At 27.7% G+C, this 17,836-nt stretch carries 16 protein-coding genes and 1 pseudogene; 13 read left to right on the plus strand and 4 right to left on the minus strand.

From position 1 onward, the window contains the following. Positions 1–75: 75 nt before the first annotated feature. A complete protein-coding gene (locus ACH36K_RS09205) occupies positions 76–834 on the plus strand; it encodes a class I SAM-dependent methyltransferase (RefSeq protein ID WP_411170632.1) in 759 nt (252 codons plus the stop codon). 208 nt (positions 835–1,042) lie between these two features. On the opposite strand, the gene ACH36K_RS09210 is transcribed toward ACH36K_RS09205, so the two are convergent. Continuing rightward, positions 1,043–3,103, minus strand: a complete 2,061-nt coding sequence (locus ACH36K_RS09210) for a methyl-accepting chemotaxis protein (RefSeq protein WP_411170633.1) — start codon at positions 3,101–3,103, stop codon at positions 1,043–1,045. Positions 3,104–3,541: 438 nt separating this feature from the next. On the opposite strand from ACH36K_RS09210, the gene ACH36K_RS09215 reads away from it, so the two are divergent. The 5 genes from ACH36K_RS09215 to ACH36K_RS09235 all read left to right on the plus strand — a co-directional run bounded on the left by ACH36K_RS09215 (position 3,542) and on the right by ACH36K_RS09235 (position 6,737). Further along, positions 3,542–4,198 (plus strand): TetR/AcrR family transcriptional regulator, encoded by a 657-nt coding sequence (locus ACH36K_RS09215; RefSeq protein ID WP_411170634.1) that lies wholly within the window; start codon positions 3,542–3,544, stop codon positions 4,196–4,198. A 152-nt stretch (positions 4,199–4,350) separates the two neighbouring features. After that, positions 4,351–5,082 carry an ATP-binding cassette domain-containing protein gene (locus ACH36K_RS09220; RefSeq protein ID WP_411167350.1) on the plus strand — a complete coding sequence of 244 codons (732 nt, stop codon included), beginning with the start codon at positions 4,351–4,353 and terminating at the stop codon, positions 5,080–5,082. Further along, positions 5,076–5,774 carry a hypothetical protein gene (locus ACH36K_RS09225; RefSeq protein ID WP_411167351.1) on the plus strand — a complete coding sequence of 233 codons (699 nt, stop codon included), beginning with the start codon at positions 5,076–5,078 and terminating at the stop codon, positions 5,772–5,774. The genes ACH36K_RS09220 and ACH36K_RS09225 overlap by 7 nt, the downstream gene beginning before the upstream one ends. Before the next feature lie 29 nt (positions 5,775–5,803). Continuing rightward, complete coding sequence (locus tag ACH36K_RS09230) at positions 5,804–6,073, plus strand: hypothetical protein (protein ID WP_411167352.1); 270 nt, start codon at positions 5,804–5,806, stop codon at positions 6,071–6,073. A 256-nt stretch (positions 6,074–6,329) separates the two neighbouring features. After that, a complete protein-coding gene (locus tag ACH36K_RS09235) occupies positions 6,330–6,737 on the plus strand; it encodes a YjdF family protein (RefSeq protein ID WP_411167353.1) in 408 nt (135 codons plus the stop codon). Between the two features lie 203 nt (positions 6,738–6,940). Here ACH36K_RS09235 and ACH36K_RS09240 read toward each other — a convergent pair whose 3' ends face one another. Further along, positions 6,941–9,127 carry an alpha-galactosidase gene (locus ACH36K_RS09240; RefSeq protein WP_411167354.1) on the minus strand — a complete coding sequence of 729 codons (2,187 nt, stop codon included), beginning with the start codon at positions 9,125–9,127 and terminating at the stop codon, positions 6,941–6,943. Between the two features lie 100 nt (positions 9,128–9,227). Between ACH36K_RS09240 and ACH36K_RS09245 the strand changes: the two genes are divergently transcribed. The 5 genes from ACH36K_RS09245 to ACH36K_RS09265 all read left to right on the plus strand — a co-directional run bounded on the left by ACH36K_RS09245 (position 9,228) and on the right by ACH36K_RS09265 (position 15,219). Then, on the plus strand, positions 9,228–10,100 hold the full coding sequence (locus ACH36K_RS09245) for an AraC family transcriptional regulator (protein ID WP_411167355.1): 873 nt from the start codon (positions 9,228–9,230) through the stop codon (positions 10,098–10,100). A 33-nt stretch (positions 10,101–10,133) separates the two neighbouring features. Beyond that, on the plus strand, positions 10,134–10,313 hold the full coding sequence (locus ACH36K_RS09250) for a hypothetical protein (protein ID WP_322382560.1): 180 nt from the start codon (positions 10,134–10,136) through the stop codon (positions 10,311–10,313). Positions 10,314–10,511: 198 nt separating this feature from the next. Next, a complete protein-coding gene (locus ACH36K_RS09255) occupies positions 10,512–13,415 on the plus strand; it encodes an exo-beta-N-acetylmuramidase NamZ domain-containing protein (protein ID WP_411167356.1) in 2,904 nt (967 codons plus the stop codon). Between the two features lie 275 nt (positions 13,416–13,690). Continuing rightward, the gene (locus ACH36K_RS09260; protein WP_411167357.1) at positions 13,691–14,395 is read left to right on the plus strand and encodes a 5'-methylthioadenosine/adenosylhomocysteine nucleosidase; all 705 of its coding nucleotides are present in this window, start codon (positions 13,691–13,693) and stop codon (positions 14,393–14,395) included. A gap of 185 nt (positions 14,396–14,580) precedes the next feature. Further along, the gene (locus ACH36K_RS09265) at positions 14,581–15,219 is read left to right on the plus strand and encodes an ImmA/IrrE family metallo-endopeptidase (protein WP_411167358.1); all 639 of its coding nucleotides are present in this window, start codon (positions 14,581–14,583) and stop codon (positions 15,217–15,219) included. A 176-nt stretch (positions 15,220–15,395) separates the two neighbouring features. Here ACH36K_RS09265 and ACH36K_RS09270 read toward each other — a convergent pair whose 3' ends face one another. After that, on the minus strand, positions 15,396–16,163 hold the full coding sequence (locus ACH36K_RS09270; RefSeq protein WP_411167359.1) for an EFR1 family ferrodoxin: 768 nt from the start codon (positions 16,161–16,163) through the stop codon (positions 15,396–15,398). Between the two features lie 119 nt (positions 16,164–16,282). On the opposite strand from ACH36K_RS09270, the gene ACH36K_RS09275 reads away from it, so the two are divergent. Both ACH36K_RS09275 and ACH36K_RS09280 read left to right on the plus strand, forming a co-directional pair. Next, on the plus strand, positions 16,283–16,630 hold the full coding sequence (locus tag ACH36K_RS09275) for a winged helix-turn-helix transcriptional regulator (protein ID WP_411167360.1): 348 nt from the start codon (positions 16,283–16,285) through the stop codon (positions 16,628–16,630). 97 nt (positions 16,631–16,727) lie between these two features. Then, positions 16,728–17,024, plus strand: a complete 297-nt coding sequence (locus ACH36K_RS09280; RefSeq protein WP_322545853.1) for a YciI family protein — start codon at positions 16,728–16,730, stop codon at positions 17,022–17,024. Positions 17,025–17,143: 119 nt separating this feature from the next. Here the strand turns inward: ACH36K_RS09280 and ACH36K_RS09285 are convergent. Next, positions 17,144–17,296, minus strand: a pseudogene (locus ACH36K_RS09285) (DUF6262 family protein); the annotation flags it as partial. Between the last annotated feature and the right edge of the window lie 540 nt (positions 17,297–17,836).

Consider the following 17,836-nt stretch of genomic DNA (forward strand, 5'->3'; position numbering starts at 1 on the left):
CTATCAGTTAACTGCATCGATTTTCATATAGAATTTAAAAAGTAGAATTTTAATAATATGAAAAGAGGATTAGTTATGAATTATGATAAATTAAAAGAGCAATGGAAGATAGATGAAGAAAAGAGCTTTAAGGGATGGGATTTTTCTTATTTAGATAATAGATGGGAAGAGGAAAAATTACCGTGTGATTATGAAGAAATATTAAAAGGTTATTTAAAACCTCATTATAATTTATTAGATATGGGGACAGGTGGAGGAGAATTCTTATTATCATTAAAGCATCCATATAAAAATACATCAATAACAGAATCTTGGAAACCTAATATAGAATTATGTAAGGAAAAATTAAAACCATTAGGAATCACAGTGAAAGAGGTTATTGATGATGATAACTTACCATTTGAAGATAATACCTTTGATATAGTTATAAATAAGCATGCATCCTATAGTATGAAAGAAGTGAAAAGAATATTAAAGCCTAATGGAATGTTTATTACTCAACAAGTAGGTGAAAGAAATAATGAAATTCTTTCAAATAGACTTATAAAAGATTTTAATCGACAATATGAAAACTTTAATCTAAACTATATTTTAAATGAATTTAGTATAAATGATTTTAAAGTATTATATGAAAATGAGTATTTTCCATATTTACATTTTTATGACGTGGGGGCAATTATATATTTTGCTAAAATTATTCAATGGGAGTTTCCAGGATTTACTGTAGATAATGCATTTAATGAGTTATGTAAAATGTATGAAGAGTTAAAAAGTAAGCCTTACATTGAAAGCTGTGAGCATAGGTTTATTGCTGTAGGTAAAAATTTAAAATAGTAGAATAAATAAGTTTTATTAATAAGCATAAAAAAATGGTTAAATGCTAAAAATTAGATTAATTAATGTAATTTAAAAGAGGAACAATATTTTTTTGTTCCTCTTTATTAATATATTTAAAATAAAGTTTCATTTAATATTTATTTTAGGTTTTTTCTATTATATCTTAAATAGCCTTTGTTTTTCTAAGAAATTAGAGTTATAAAACTTATATTTTAAATTGTTGTATCATTTCAGTTAATCTTTGTGCAAGTTCAGCTTGACTTTGTGCCGTTTGAGCCACTTGCTCTATAGCTTTTGTAGTTTCGTGCATATTCTCCTTTATGGATTCTGCTTGTTCACTAGACTCTTGTGAAGATTCAGCCATATTTTGAATTGCTTCAGTTACTTGTCCTACTGTAGCAGTAATTTCTTCAGACATAGCAGCTATTTCTTCAGACATATTACTTACAAAATCAGAATCAGAATGATATTTCTTACCTGTTTCTTCAAATTCATCATAATTTTTCATTATGTCTATATCAATAAACTTTAGTATATCACTACCAGTATCTATACTTTTATTAAATACTTTTTTTACTGATTCTATAGTGTTTTGTATTTCTACTACAGCTGAAGAGGATTGTTCAGCAAGTTTTCTTACTTCCTCTGCAACTACTGAAAAACCACGTCCTTGTTCTCCTGCTCTTGCAGCTTCAATAGCTGCATTAAGTGCAAGTAAATTTGTTTGATCTGCTATTGAGGATATAGTATCTGCCATAACTCTAATAGTATCTATTACTGAACTTTCATCCATAACCCTTTTCATATTAGCTTCTTTTTGAATATATAAATCTTTAGCTATTTGCTTTACAACTTTACTGTTGTCTTGTGCCTTGCTTGCTCTTTCTTTAGCTTTACTTGCATTATTGCTTCCATCCATGGCTTTTGAAGATAGAACATTTATACTTGAATCTACTTCCTCAATAGATGCACTTATTTCTTCAGTAACGGCACCAGATTCCTGCATACCACTTGCAATGGTATTTACAGCTTCATTAATTGTTATAGTTTTAGCAGACAATTCTTCAACTGTTGCTGAAAGTTCTTCAGCAGATGCACTTATGTTCTCAGAGTTTTCCATTACTCCTTCTATAATAGAATGAATATTTTTAGTCATTTTATTTAAATGATTACTCATTTCACCAAATTCATCACTACTATTTACTTCTAGCTGTTCTGTTAAATCTCCATTTGCCATCTTCATAGCAAAACTATTAACTTTTTTTATATTCTTTCCTATGTAATTTGTAAATAATACTATACATGCCACTACTATTAAAATTGAAATTAATATTATAAATCCAATTTTATACATAAGTGAATTAACTTGTGAATAAACCTCATTCTCAGGAATACATATAGAAATAATCCAGTCAGTATCTGCTATAGTTTTATAATATACTTTTTCAACTCCATAATCATCCTCAAATGTTCCTTGTCCATTTTTATCAGATAGAATCTTTTCACCTAAAGATGCAAGGGTAGAGTTTTTATCATCCTTTATATTAGTTTTCATTATTTTAGATAAATCTTCATCTGCAATATATAATCCATCTTTATCTATTAAAAATGCCCTGCCATTAGTACCTACTTTCATATTTTTAATATTATATTGTAAAGTAGATAAATTTATATCAGCTGTAGTAACCCCAATAAAATTATTATTTGAATCATAAAATGGAGTAGTACACGTTACCATGGAAATTTTTAAAAAATCATCATAATAAGGTGATGACCATTCAACACTTTTATTTGTATTTTTGCCTAATTGATACCAATCGCCTGATGTGTAATTTGTATTGTTATATTGATCTGAATAAGTTGCCTTACCTTCATCTTTATAAGCATAAGGGCCAAAAAACTCAATGTCTTTATTGTATTTAAATGGCTCAAACCAAACTCCTGCCCCAAAGGTTTCATCATTAGTTTCGATTAAACCTTTTAATATGTTTGCAGAATTGTCCTTAGTTAAAGATGAATAGGAAGATTGAACTACTTTAGCTAAGCCTTCAGATATTTTTTTATGTCTTTCTAAACTTTTTTCAATTTCCTGTGATTTTTTATCTAGCTCACTATTCATATTTATTTCAAGCTCATTATTTATTATCTTTTTTGAACTTAAATAACTGGTAAAGCCTAATGTAAGCATTGAAACTATAACTACAGGAAGCAATAGCAATAGCATCTTTACTTTAATACTTTTAATTTTAATACCTTTAATCCTCATAATATTCCCCCATTATTAGTGTTATTTTAGAATATAAATTAAATATAATTTTAAATTTAATTTATAAAGAATAAAAAAATACCACTTATATTGTATCATTTTTAGAATTATTTTACTATAAATTTGGAGATTATTGTCTGAAAATTATAATGCTGAATATTTTCTTTTAAGTTAATTTGAAAGGATTTACCACATTTTTCACAAATCCATATATAATTTTTAGTACTTAATTTCATAAGAATTAGTATTGAAGCAATAAGTAAAATTATACTAAAGGAAAGAAGGTAAAGATTTGTAAATGGACTTACAAATAGCAATATTAAAGAGATAAATACGAAGATAAGAGTAAGGGAAAGTTTATTTTTATATTATTGACACAGTCAGAAAGCTATGATAATATTTAATCAAACCAACGGTCGGTATATATTGGAGGTAGTTATGGCTAGGAATAAATATCCGGAACAGACTGTAGAACAAATATTATCAGCTTCTGCAAAATTATTTATAGAAAATGGTTATGAAAAAACAACAATACAAGATATTATGGATGAATTAAAACTATCTAAAGGGGCGATTTATCACCACTTTAAATCAAAAGAGGAAATTTTAAATGCAGTTTTAAATAAGCGATCTATTTATGTTAAAGAAATGTTAGATGATTTAATTAAAAATACAAAAGCTGAAAATGCAAGAGAAAAACTAAAAAAGATATTAATATCTAGTGTTACTGATAGAGAAGCTCATGCTATAGATTTAATTTTAAGTTCACAAATTAAAAGTCCACAATTTGTTGTTTCAGGATTACAAAGTAATGTAAATGAGGATGCAAGTATTATTTCTAAATTACTATTAGAAGGTATTAAAGATGGGTCAATTAAAACAGAATATCCTGATGAATGTGCAGAAATTTTTATGTTATTACTAAATATATGGACTAATCCAGTTTTGTTTAGCCGTAATTTATTTGAAACAGAAAAGAGATTAAAATTCTTACAACAAATGATGAGGCAGCTAGGTATTGATATCGTTAGTGATGAATTGATTGAAAACACTATGAAAGGATATAGCAATATGAAAGGATTTAAGGAAGAATAGATAAAGTAATTATATTAAAACATTGATAATAGTATTAATTTATAAGTTACATATTCTTAGTATAAAAACAAAGTTTAGAATTAGTTTGCTAAGAATATGATTTATTTTTCAATCATACAAACCAACGGTTGGTTTTAAAAGGAGTAGAGAATATGGATTTAGCTATTAAAACAACAAATTTAATAAAAAAATTTGGAAGCAATACTGTAATAAATTGTAGCAATATGAATGTAAGTCGTGGTTCTATTTACGGATTTTTAGGTGCAAATGGAGCAGGGAAAACCACAATCTTTAAATTAATTATCGGACTTCTTAAACCTACATTAGGAACTATTGAGATTTTAGGAGAAGATATAACAAAATCTAATAATAATATATTACGTAAAGTTGGAGCTTTAATTGAAGTACCAATATTTTATGAACATTTATCAGCAATGGAAAACTTAGAAATTCATCTTAACTATATGGGAGTAAGAGAAGGAATTAACATCTCAGAGGCATTACATATGGTAGGACTTAAGGATGTAGGAAATAAACCAGTTTCAAAATTCTCTCTTGGGATGAGGCAAAGGTTAGCTATAGCACGAGCTATTATTCATAATCCAGAAATATTAATATTAGATGAACCTCTAAATGGACTAGATCCAATAGGGATAAAAGAAATGAGAGAATTATTTCTTAATCTTACACAAAATAAAGAAATGACAATTTTATTATCTAGTCATATTTTAAGTGAACTTCAATATATTGTGGATACAGTAGGAGTAATTGTAAACGGAACTATTGTAGAAGAGGTTAAATTAGAAGAAATTAATAGTAAATACAATAAAAGTCTTGAGGAGTATTTTTTTAATATAATGAGTGGAGGAAATAAATTATGTTAAATTTAATGAAGCAAGAGTTAAAACGAAATAAAATTGATACTTATATTTTGGCAAGTATAATTTCATGCGTTATATTAATTATTTTCACCTATTTTGTTGCTTATGTAGCAAAAGTAGAAAATGAAGTTGAATTTCAAAATTATAATAATATTTTTAAGTTTGTAGGAATAATAAGTTTGCTTATATTTAGTATTATGTCAACCATTATGTATGTAAATTTAGTGATAAATGATTATAAAGGTGCAAGGCTAGGATTATTATTTTCATATCCAGTAAATCGTAAGAAAATATTAATATCAAAAATACTTATAGTTTTTATATTCTCATCAATAAGCATATTTATTTGCACTACAATACCTTTCATACTTTTTAGTATAACTGAAATAATTTCACCTATAGTAAAAGATACTTTTTCTTTAGAGCTTTTATTTTCTACTTTAAAGAGAATTTTTATAAGTATTTTAGGCGTTGGTGGAATTGGAATTATTTCTATGAGAATAGGATTTATTAAAAAGTCTGTGCCAACAGCGTTAGTAACGTCATTTATTTTATCAGGAATTTTAGGAAATATAATTGTCTATAGTATTGATAACGTAGCAGTAATTAGTATAGTTGTTTTAATTATTTTATGCTCTATAGCTTTTGTGATCTTAGAGTTAGCAAATAAAATAAATAATATGGAAGTTGATTAGAAATAATTAAATTAAAGAGAGGATATATTATGAAAAAATATAATGAAAAGTTAATAGAAGCAACAAAAACATTATCAAGAGAAACTTTACAGAAATCTAATGCTACAGTACAGAAACTTACAAATCCATCAGAAAAAATAGGAAGGGTAGGAGGAGCTATTGGGAAAACAGTTGGCGTAGGGCTTATTGTTACTGGTATAGCAGGAGTATTAAAAGGACGAGCATGGGGAATAGGAAGTTGTGTAGTAGGAGTTACAACAGTTATTTCTAATACTATAAGAATGAAAAAGAGCAAATAGTTTTTTATAATATTAACTCAATTATAGAGCTTAATGAGTATTTAGTTTCTAGTTCATTAGTTTAATAGAGAGATAAAAATAATAAACAGAAAAGTATATTTCCAACAATTTTTATTAGTGATATAATATTGATGAAATAAATAGCTTTGAGATAAAAACACTATTCGGTTGGTAGTCCGGATGCGAAGAAATTCGTCAGTAACCTGCCCTCCTGGGGTTGTCCCTTCTCTAATTAAGCTTTAAACAGGAGGAGAAAATGATAAAGTTAACAGTATTTTTTGATAATCCATTTTGGATAGGTATTTTTGAAAGGATAGAAAATGATAAAATTCAGGTATGTAGAGTAGTTTTTGGACAGGAGCCTAAGGATTATGAAGTTTATGGGTTTCTCTTAAAAAATTACTTTAAGCTTAAATTTAGTAGGAATATGATATTAGATGAAAAGCCACAATTAAAGGTTAATCCTAAAAGAATGCAAAGAGAAATCAAAAAATCAACTAAAGAAAAAGGCATAAGTACAAAAGCTCAACAAGCCCTTAAACTTGATTATGAGAATAAAAAAGGTGAAGATAAGCTTTTGTCAAAAGAAAAAAGAGAAATTGAAGAAAAAATAAAATTTCAAAAAAGACAACAAAAGAAGAAGGAAAAAAAGAAAGGTCACTAGAAAATGTAGTGGTATTTTCTGGGAAATAACTTAAATAATATTTTTTATAAAATTTGGTTATTTCCAAATCTAAAGAGAAGAATAAAGTAAAATATTTAAAAAGCAGCCGGTACTTTGAACTAGTTATTTGTATTGGCTGCTTTTTATTAAATTAAATTTATATTAAAATTAATAGTTTATCTTAAATGGTATTTTTATACAACTTAAACTCTTTTAAATATCCAAAGTATACTTTCAAAGTCCCTTTTTTCCATTGGTATGCTTATACCAACATTCATAAGCTCATCTCCACCAAAAATCTCTTTAGTTTCTAGGTTTTGATATTTAGCATTTTCATCTAATCCTTTAAATTTTAAAGTTCTAATTTTTGCACCTGGTTCTGAAAGAATTTTAAAATACATTCCAACAATTTCTTCTTTATCCTTAGATACAAAATTCCATGCAGCTTCATTGTATTCAAATGGTGAAAGTATTCTATAAAAATCTCCAAATTGAATTATTGGTCTAATTTCTTTATAAAGTGAAACTTGACTTTTAATTATATTTTTTTCTTCTTCAGTTAACTTTGTTAAATCTAATTCATATCCAAAGTTACCAGACATTGCAACATAACCTCTAGTTTCAATAGGGGTAACTCTTCCAACTTGATGGTTAGGTGAAGCTGAAAGGTGAGAACCCATAGTTATTGGAGGATAAACTAAGCTAGTTCCATATTGAATTTTAAGTCTGCAAATAGCATCTGTATTATCACTAGTCCAAGTTTGAGGCATGTAATAAAGAATACCTGCATCAAATCTTCCACCGCCACCTGAGCAGCTTTCAAAAAGAATATTTGGAAAAGCTGAAGTTATTTTTTCCATAATATAATAAAGTCCTAGCATATATCTGTGAGAAATTTCACCTTGTCTATCATAAGGAAGAGAAGGTGACCATATATCAGTTATATTTCTATTCATATCCCATTTAACATAAGTAATATTTGCATTAGATAAAATTTTGCTTACTGTTTTAATTAAATAATCACAAATTTCTTTTCTAGATAAATCTAAAACTAATTGATTTCTACTAATTGTAGGTGTTCTATTAGGAACATGAATATACCAGTCTGGGTGGTTTCTATATAAATCGCTATCTTCAGAAATCATTTCAGGTTCAAACCATAAACCAAATTCCATTCCTAAGTCATTTACATACTTAGCTAAAGAGTTAAGCCCATTTGGAAGTTTTTCTTTATCTACAATCCAATCACCAAGAGAAGTAAGATCAGAATTTCTTCCTTTAAACCAACCATCGTCTAAGACAAACAATTCTATTCCAAGCTCTTTTCCAATTGAAGCAATAGTTTTAATTTTTTCTTCGTTAAAGTCAAAGTAAGTAGCTTCCCAGTTATTTATAAGAATAGGTCTTTCTTTATCTTTAAATTTTCCTCTGCAAAGTCTTGTTGTATAGAGCTCATGGTAAGTTTTAGACATTTCTAAAAGCCCATTAGAGGAATAGGTCATAACTACTTCTGGTGTTTGAAATTCATCATTTCCTTTTAATAACCAGTTAAAGTTAAAAGGATTTATTCCCATTCCAACTCTTGTGGTGTAATAAGGAGCAAGCATAACTTCAGCAGTAAAGTTTCCACTATAAATAAAATTAAATGAGAAGACTTCACCTCTATCTTCATTGGTATCTTTTCTGACAAGAGCTAAAAATGGAGCTTGCTGAGCACTACTTGAACCTCTTAGACTTTCAACCTTTTGAGTGCCTGATACAATTTTTCTTCTTGCAATATTTTTTTCATTAGCGTGAGATCCATAAAGAGTAACAAGCTCAAATTCATCATCACGAAAATCTATGCTTGCACTTAATGCTTTTAAAAGTTTTAAATTTTCTTTACCTTTATTTATAAATTTTACAGATCTTGTTATAATATTGAAATCATTAAATACTGAGTAAATTAATACTACATTTAGTTTAGTTAATTCATCAACAAGGGTTATTTCTAAAGTTTCACACTCATCTTCACTTAATGGATAAGTACTTGGTAGTCCATTAAGGCTTGGCTTTCCTTTATAAATTTTATGTGACTTGTAACGTAAATCCATTATAGTAGAGCCATTTTCTAATTGTACTTGAAAAGCAGGAGTTTTAAAATCACCATTACCATGTGATGGATATTCCTGAGGAATAGTATCTAAGGAAAATGTTCTATCAAAAGGAGTTGGATTTGGTGAAAATCCTCTATCTACAAAAACAATAGGATTGCTTATATTATATTCTTTAACCTTAGCACCCCAATATAAATTCACTAAGTATCCATCATTAATTACTCCAAGGACATAACTTGTATTTTTACCTTGAAGGTGGAAAATTTTTTTACTATCGCTATAAAATATTGCCATGACACATAACCTCTTTTCATAAAAAATTATCTATGATTTAATAATATATAGAGAAGAGTGGTATAAACAAGAGTAAAAAATGCTATGGGAGGGTAAAATATTGCTTAGAGAAATAGTTCCAAAATCAATAGGATTTAAATTTATATCTAATGTTCCACTAATTATGATTAGAGGAATAGGTTGGGAAAAGATAACTGATCATAATTATATATGGGATGGAAGAAAGCGAAGTGGAGATTATTGTTTACTTCAATACACTATTTCAGGAAGAGGAGAAATTGAAATAAAGGGTAAAATCTATTCTTTAGAAAAGGGAGATTGCTTTTTAGTTAATGTACCAGGAGAGCATTGCTATTGTCTTCCTAAAAGCTCAAATTATTTAGAAATTCTTTATATAGAGTTTTCAAAAGAAGCAATGGCATTTTTTCATAATATAAATTATATTAAGGGAAATGTAATACATATAGAAGAAGACTCAAAATTTTTAAAACAAATGTGGAAGGTCTACGAAGCAGCTTTATTTGACGAAATAGATAGTGTATATAAATGTTCTAATTATGCTTACGGATTAATTATGGAATTATTAGATTATTATAATCATAATCAAAGGAAGTTAAGTTTAAATCCAAAAGTGAGTAAAAGTAAGGAGTATATTGATAATAATTATGATAAATTAATTGGACTTGAAGAAATATGTGAAAAAGTAGGAGTATCAAAATATTATTTATGTAGAGAGTTTTTAAAAGAGGTTGGGTTAACTCCAGGAAATTATTTATTAAAGGTAAGGATGCAAGCAGCAGCTAAGCTTTTATTATTTGCCAAGGATATGACGGTAGAAGAAATTTCACAAAATGTAGGATTTTCCTGCGGGAATTATTTTAGTAAAGTTTTTAAAAAGAGCCTTGGAGTGTCGCCTACAGAATTTAGAACTAATGATAATCTATACGATATAAATAAAATTATTTTTAAATGATGCTGATCTACAGTTAAAAATTCAGACGTAATTATGGTTCTAGAACAAGGTAGGATTATAGAACGTGGAAGCCATGATGATTTAATTGAGAAAAAGGGAAAATTAATAATTTGTTATAAATATGAATATATTACTAAATATAAACTATATTTAAATTTAATAAAAAACAAAGGTGTACCTTTTAAAAAGAATGGAGGGAATAATGTGAAATAAAGATTTGTAATGAATTAAAATATAAAAATAACTATACGTAAGATAAGTTGATTAGGTAGTTTTATCCTGATCATTTATACTATGATGCACTAAAGTTTCTATTATACTGTATGACTATTTAAACTTTTAAATGAAAAAATTAGTATATATTTCTTATTAATCTATTAAGAAATAGTTATAAAATAGGGGGATAATTTCATGAATTTAAAGTTAAAAAGAAAAATTGGAATAATTACATGTGGATTTTTAATTTCTTCAGTATTATTTCAGATTAAAGATATAAAAACTGTAAATGCAAGTAGTAATGCTCAAGTAAAATTAGGTATCGACAATTTAGAAAAAAATTTAACAATTTTTGAAGGGAAAAAGGTAGGGCTAATAACAAATCCATCTGGTATGGATAGTAATTTTAAAAGTTCTATAGATGTATTATATGAAAAGACTAATTTAACAACCTTATTTGCCGCTGAACATGGAATTAGAGGTAACGCACAAGCAGGAGATAATGTAGGAAATGAAGTTGATGAGGTTACTGGAGTTCCAGTTCATAGCTTATATGGATCAACTAAAAAACCAACTCCAGAAATGCTTGAAAACGTTGACATACTAGCTTATGATATGCAAGATGTAGGAGCTAGATTTTACACATATATAAATACTCTAGCTTATGCAATGGAAGCATGTGCTGAAAATGATAAAACATTTGTTGTATTTGATAGACCTAATCCAATTGGTGGAGAAGTACAAGGTAATTTACTTAACACTAATTTCAGTTCATTTGTTGGAATGTATCCTATAGTGCAAAGATATGGAATGACAGTAGGAGAATATGCTAAATTTATAAATGAAGAATTTAATATAAATTGTAAGTTAGAAGTTGTTGAAATGGAAGGCTGGACTCGTGATATGTATTATGATGAAACAGGATTAAATACATGGGTTATGCCATCTCCAAATATGCCAACACTAACTACTTCAATAGTTTATACTGGTACTTGTGTTTTTGAAGGAACAAATGTGTCAGAAGGAAGAGGAACTACTAGACCTTTTGAATTAATTGGTGCTCCTTGGATTGATCCTATGGATCTTAGTAATGAATTAAATTCTTTAGGGTTACCAGGTGTTAAATTTAGAGCTGCATCATTTACTCCAACATTTTCAAAATATTCAGCATCAGATACTGCTAATTATCCAACAGGAAAAAATCAAATTTGTGGTGGAGTGCAAGTATATGTAACTGATAGAAATGACTTTAATGCTGTTAAAACTGGATATGCTATGTTATATACAATTAGGGATATGTATCCAGATAAGTTTAAATATTTAAGTACTAATTTCATAGATAAGTTAACAGGTAATAGCTATGTAAGAGAAGGAAAATATACATTAGAAGAATTATTTGCAATAGTAGATAAGGAATCTAATGACTTTAAGGCAAAAACAGAAAAGTATTATATTTATCAAGAATCAAATAACAATGAAGAAAATATTAATAGTATTAAACTTGGTATAGACAATCTAGAAGAAAACTTAGATATATTTAAAGATAAGAGAGTAGGGCTAATAACAAATCCTTCTGGTATAGATAGTAATTTTAAAAGTTCTATAGATGTATTATATGAAAATACTAATTTAACAACATTATTTGCAGCTGAACATGGAATTAGAGGATATGCACAAGCAGGAGATAGTGTAGGAAGCGAAGTTGATAATATTACTGGACTTCCAGTTCATAGCTTATATGGATCAACTAAGAAACCAACTCCAGAAATGCTTGAAAATGTTGATATACTAGCTTATGATATGCAAGATGTAGGGGCTAGATTCTACACATATATAAATACTCTAGCTTATGCAATGGAAGCATGTGCTGAAAATAATAAGACATTTGTTGTATTTGATAGACCTAATCCTGTATCCAGTGAAGTTCAAGGTAATTTGCTTAACACTGATTTTAGTTCATTCGTTGGAATGTATCCTATAGTTCAAAGATATGGATTGACTGTGGGTGAATATGCACAATATATTAATGAAAAATTTAATATTAATTGTGATTTAAAAGTAGTGAAGATGAGTGGATGGTCACAAGATATGTATTATGATGAAACTGGTTTAGATACATGGGTAATGCCTTCACCAAATATGCCAACATTAGATACAGCAATAGTATATACAGGAACTTGTGTATTTGAAGGAACAAATGTATCAGAAGGAAGAGGAACAACAAGACCATTTGAATTAATAGGAGCACCATGGATTAATGCTATAGATTTAGCTAATGAACTAAATTCTCTAAGTTTACCAGGAGTAAAATTTAGAGCAGCTTCATTCACACCACAATTCTCAAAATATTCAGCATCAGATACTGCAAATTATCCAACAGGAAAAAATCAAGTTTGTGGTGGAGTACAAGTATATGTAACAGATAGAGATAGCTTCAACTCAGTTAAGACAGGCTATGCTATGTTATATACAGTTAGAGATATGTATCCAGATAAGTTTAAATATTTAAGTACTAATTTCATAGACAAGCTAACAGGAAATAGTTATGTAAGAGAGGGAAAATACACATTAGAAGAATTATTTGAAATAGTAGATAAAGAATCTTCTGAGTTCAAATCTGAAATAGAGAAATATAGAATATATATACCATCGTCAACTATTAATAGAGTTCCTGCTATAACTGCAAATGATAAAACATTAAAATTAAATGAAAACTTTGATCCATTAAAAGATGTAACAGCTTATGATGAGGAAGATGGAGATTTAACATCATCTATAAAAGTTGTAGAGAATACTGTAGATACTAGTAAGGTTGGAGAATATATAGTTAACTATAGCGTTTCTGATAGTAATGGTGCTAGTACTTCTAAAAAGATAAATGTTACAGTTATAGAAGATAATGAAGATGACAATAATAATGGAGGAAATGAAGATAGTGATAACACAAATAAACCAGAAAATAATAATTCTGGGAAATTACCCCAAACCGGTAGTGCTGTAAATAGATCATTATTGTTAATAATAATATCTTTATTTATGATATATGTGGGAAAGTTAGCTTTAGAAAATAAATCTAAGAAAGCAGTCAATAAAAAATAAAACTAGTAAAATTATATCATTTATAAATAACACTAGATTATCTCTAAATAAGCTATGAGGTTATTTATGATAAATAAAAAGCTATAAACGGTAAATGAATTTTAATTCATTTACGTTTATAGCTATTTTTATTTTATTACTTTGTAACTAGATAAATTATAAGAAAAGGATTAAGTCTAAGGAATATATTTACAATAAATCTAAGTAGTTGTATAGTTATAGAATAAATAATTAGTAAATTAACAGAAATTAAGAATTAAATGGGGGATATATTTATGAGAATAGGAATTATAGGACCATCAGAAGAGGAGATTATGCCTTTTATTGAGCAAATTTTTAATGGGAAAATAGAAGCTCATGCAATGTTAACATTCTATAGTGGTAAATATGAAAATATAGATGTTGTTGCACTATATTGTGGGGTTTGCAAGGTTAATGCCGCTATTGCAACTCAAATTTTAATAGACAAGTTTCAAGTTACTCATGTTATTGTAACTGGAGTAGCAGGAGCAATTGATAATAAATTGAGTATTGGAGATACAGTTATATCAACGGAAACAGCATATCATGATGTGGATGAAGGGATATTAACAGAATACCATCCATGGATGAAAAGCATATATTTTCAAGGAGATATTAAATTATTAGAATTATGTAAGGAAATGGTTAATAACAATATGTTTACACATAATATATTCTTTGGAAAAATTGTTACTGGAGAAGCATTTATAAGCAGTAGTGGGCGTAGTGATATAATTTCTAAATACAATCCACTTTGCGTAGATATGGAGACAGCAAGTATTGCTCATGTCTGTTATGTAAATAAAATTCCTTTTATAGCAATAAGGTCAATAACTGATACTGAAAAGGAATATGGCATAGAAGCATTCGAAAATAACTGCGTAACGGCATCAAATAGATCTATTAATGTTGTGCAAAAAATATTAGAATCATTAAACAAAAGAATACATCTTGACTAACTCATAATCTTAATAGGGACATAAGGAGAAGGTACTATAAATAACGTACTTTAGTATTTTTTGAATCAATAATTTATTCTAATATAGTTTTAAATTTACATAATTTTATAAATGATTGAAAAATTCATATGTATTTTATATAATTATATTCAATATATGGAATATTATGGAGGTTGGAGGGACTTATGAGATATAAAATTATAACAGGTAAATATAAAACTGGTACAGAAGAACAAAAGGATAATTATAGAATGCTATTTGGAGATAAAAACATACAAGAAAATTTTGATTTATATTTTCATTGGTATAACATAATACACGAGCTTGGACATATTTTAATTTCACATAAAGGGCTTTCATTTTCAAATGCAGATGAAGAGCAGTTTGTTAATGACTTTGCAGTTGCATATTGGATGGAAGTAGATAAACAGAGTAATTTATTAAAAGTTAAGGATATAGTAACTAATGCTTTAAAAAGAATTCCTAGACCAATTGGAGAAGATATTTATTTCCTTGATTACTTTAGAGAAAACTGGGGTAATTTTGAAATGTCAGTAGCAATGTATGGTTTTTTTCAAATGGCATGTGTAGCAAGTTCATTAAGTAGAGAAAGAAATCTTAAAGTGGTACTTAGTAACATTGGCTATGAAAATATTACTATAGATAATCTAATAAGTAGAGAATATGAAATTAATTGTGAAGCGCCAGAAATAATATTAAAAGATTTTATAATGAATATGAGTACTATAGGTATAGAAATGCCTTCAATTGAATTAGAAATAGTAGATAATCCAGATATACAATGTTGTGAAAATAAAAATTGATAATCTAAGTTAAATTTTATATAAAATCTTTAAACGAGGAACGCTAAAATAGCTAGTAAAATATATTGAGCTTTACTAGCTATTTATTCTAATCTTTCCTCTTTTGTTAAAGGCGTAGAAATAAAAATAAAACATTTAAGGAGATAACGGACTGATAATATGACGTAAAAAGGTTATCAGCAATTTGGATTATAATACCTGCCCTTGCTTTCTGTGGATTTTCTATATTGAATAGCTCTAACTGGACATCTATGAATGCAAGCAAGACACTTTGTGCATTCTTTATCCCATTTAGGAGTTCCATCTACTAATTGAATATTTTTTGTTGGACAAACATTGGAGCATAGTCCACAAGAAATACAACTACTTTTAGCATAAAAAGCTTTAGTGCCCATAGCAAAAGTATTAAACAGGGGATTGATTAGTTTAGTTCTAAGGCTAGGCATATTTCCTTCATAACAATCAAATATATCATACTTTTTTTGTGAAAGCATATCATTTATATATTCAATTCTTTGTTCTGCTTGTACTAGTTTTTTCGATGTTAATTCTTTTGAATCTACATCATAAAGAATAATGTAGTTATTTGGCATGAAAATAGAAAATCCACTGTTAAGTATAATATTTTGATGTTTTAAATTTGTACGTAAGGCATTTATAGCACGTCCTGAAGTATCGCCACAGGTACATACTGCAAAAGTATATTGATTGTTATAATTAGTAATCTTAAGATTTCTTATAAAATCCATAACTATTTTAGGTGGTGCCCAAGCATAAATTGGAAACACAAATCCAATCATTTCATCAGGTTTTATGGAGAAGGAAAATGGAGTGTTCTTTTTTTGCATTAAATCTGCAATAGATAATATTTGTTCATTTTGGTATTTTGATAGGGTTTTTGCTACCCACAAACTGTTTCCAGTACCAGAAAAATAGAATATCATAGGGTTCTCCTTTTCTTTTTTATAATTATTTGCTACTATTATTATATTTATAAGGTATATATTTACAAGTACGCACATTTTTGTGCCTTAGATTCATAATTTCAAATGGAGGGATAAAAATGAATAAAGGGGATTGGTACGATGGTTCCTGCGATGTAATTAACGCATTTAATTTTGTTAGCGGAAAATGGAAACTTCCTATCTTATGGAGATTATCATATGGAAATGTTAGATATAATGAATTAAAGAGGCAAGTTCAAGGCATTACAAATATTATGCTTACTCGTTCTTTGCAGGAATTAGAAAGCCATGGAATGATTTTTAGAATTCAATATTCTGAAGTTCCGCCACATGTAGAATACGGATTAACAATGCAAGGAAAGAAGATTATACCTGTATTAAAAGCTTTAAAAGATTGGGGAGAAGAGCAAGGGGGATTTGAAAAAAAGAATAAAATAAATATATAGTGCATATTCCTATTAACATATTTTTATATTGTCCACCAGCTACTAGTATAATATAATATAGTATAAATATATTTCGTATAAAGGAGGATAATAAAAAATGAAATATTTTGTTATTGAAGGTATATTAAAAAATTCAGTTCCAATGGACGAAAATCTTATGAATGAACATATAGCTTATTCTCAAAAGGCAATAGATGCAGGGGTGATACTAGTGTCTGGAGTTAAGGATGATATGAGTGGTGGAATGCTTATTATGAAAGCTGAATCCTTAGAGAAAGTTGAGGCTTATCTATCTGCTGAACCACTTAAGGTTTCTGGTGTACAGGAATATCGTGTCACAGAGTTTACACCTCATTACGTTCAGCCGATAGCTAGTGAGTGGTTTAAAAACTAATTCATGAATAAATTTAAATAAACAGCTAAAAATGCTGGAAAAATTATGACATTTTTAAGGGAATCATTTAGGTTCTCTTAAAAATGCTTACAATAATCTACAAATGTGAACTAATAAAACTAGATTATCTCATATGATCTGCCCCTTAAGATTTCTAACTTTTCTTTTAATTTCTTATTTTCTTTTTCAAGTTCTTTAATTTTCTTATCTTTTGCCATTATGATAATATCTTTAGATTTAGCTGTCTTATCATACTTAACTCTTTCATTCATTATATATAGCTTACTATAATTACCATAATTTATCAAATTATATATTTTTTTGCTTATAGTTATTTTCATATCAACATTTTCCTCTAACATAGTCAAATTCTTATATAATCTCTTTGGAATACATGTAGAAATAAAAATATTTTTTAGTAGTATTAAAAAATATGATCATTTAAGAATAGGTTTATAAAAGTGAGTATTATTATAACTATGTTTGGGATTTTGAAAATTTTATAAGCAAGCCTAATGATATAAAAAAATTTATGAATAATGGGGAAATATGGCGTAACTATTGTAAATACAAGTCTGAGCTTAAAAGAAATATTAATATGAATATAGAAGATTATATTGATTAAGGGGATGGATATTATGTTTACAAATTAAGAAGTAATAATTGAACAAGAAATTTTAGGAGCCATATTTTCAAATAATGCTTTAATAACAGTTGATAAGGAGGCTATAAAGCAAGATATGCCTTTAGTTCCAGGGCATACAAAAATATATAAAGGCATAATGTAGTTCACATAAATGAATCATTAAATG

Source organism: Clostridium sp. MB05 (assembly GCF_046581255.1).
Classification (GTDB): Bacteria; Bacillota; Clostridia; order Clostridiales; family Clostridiaceae; genus Clostridium.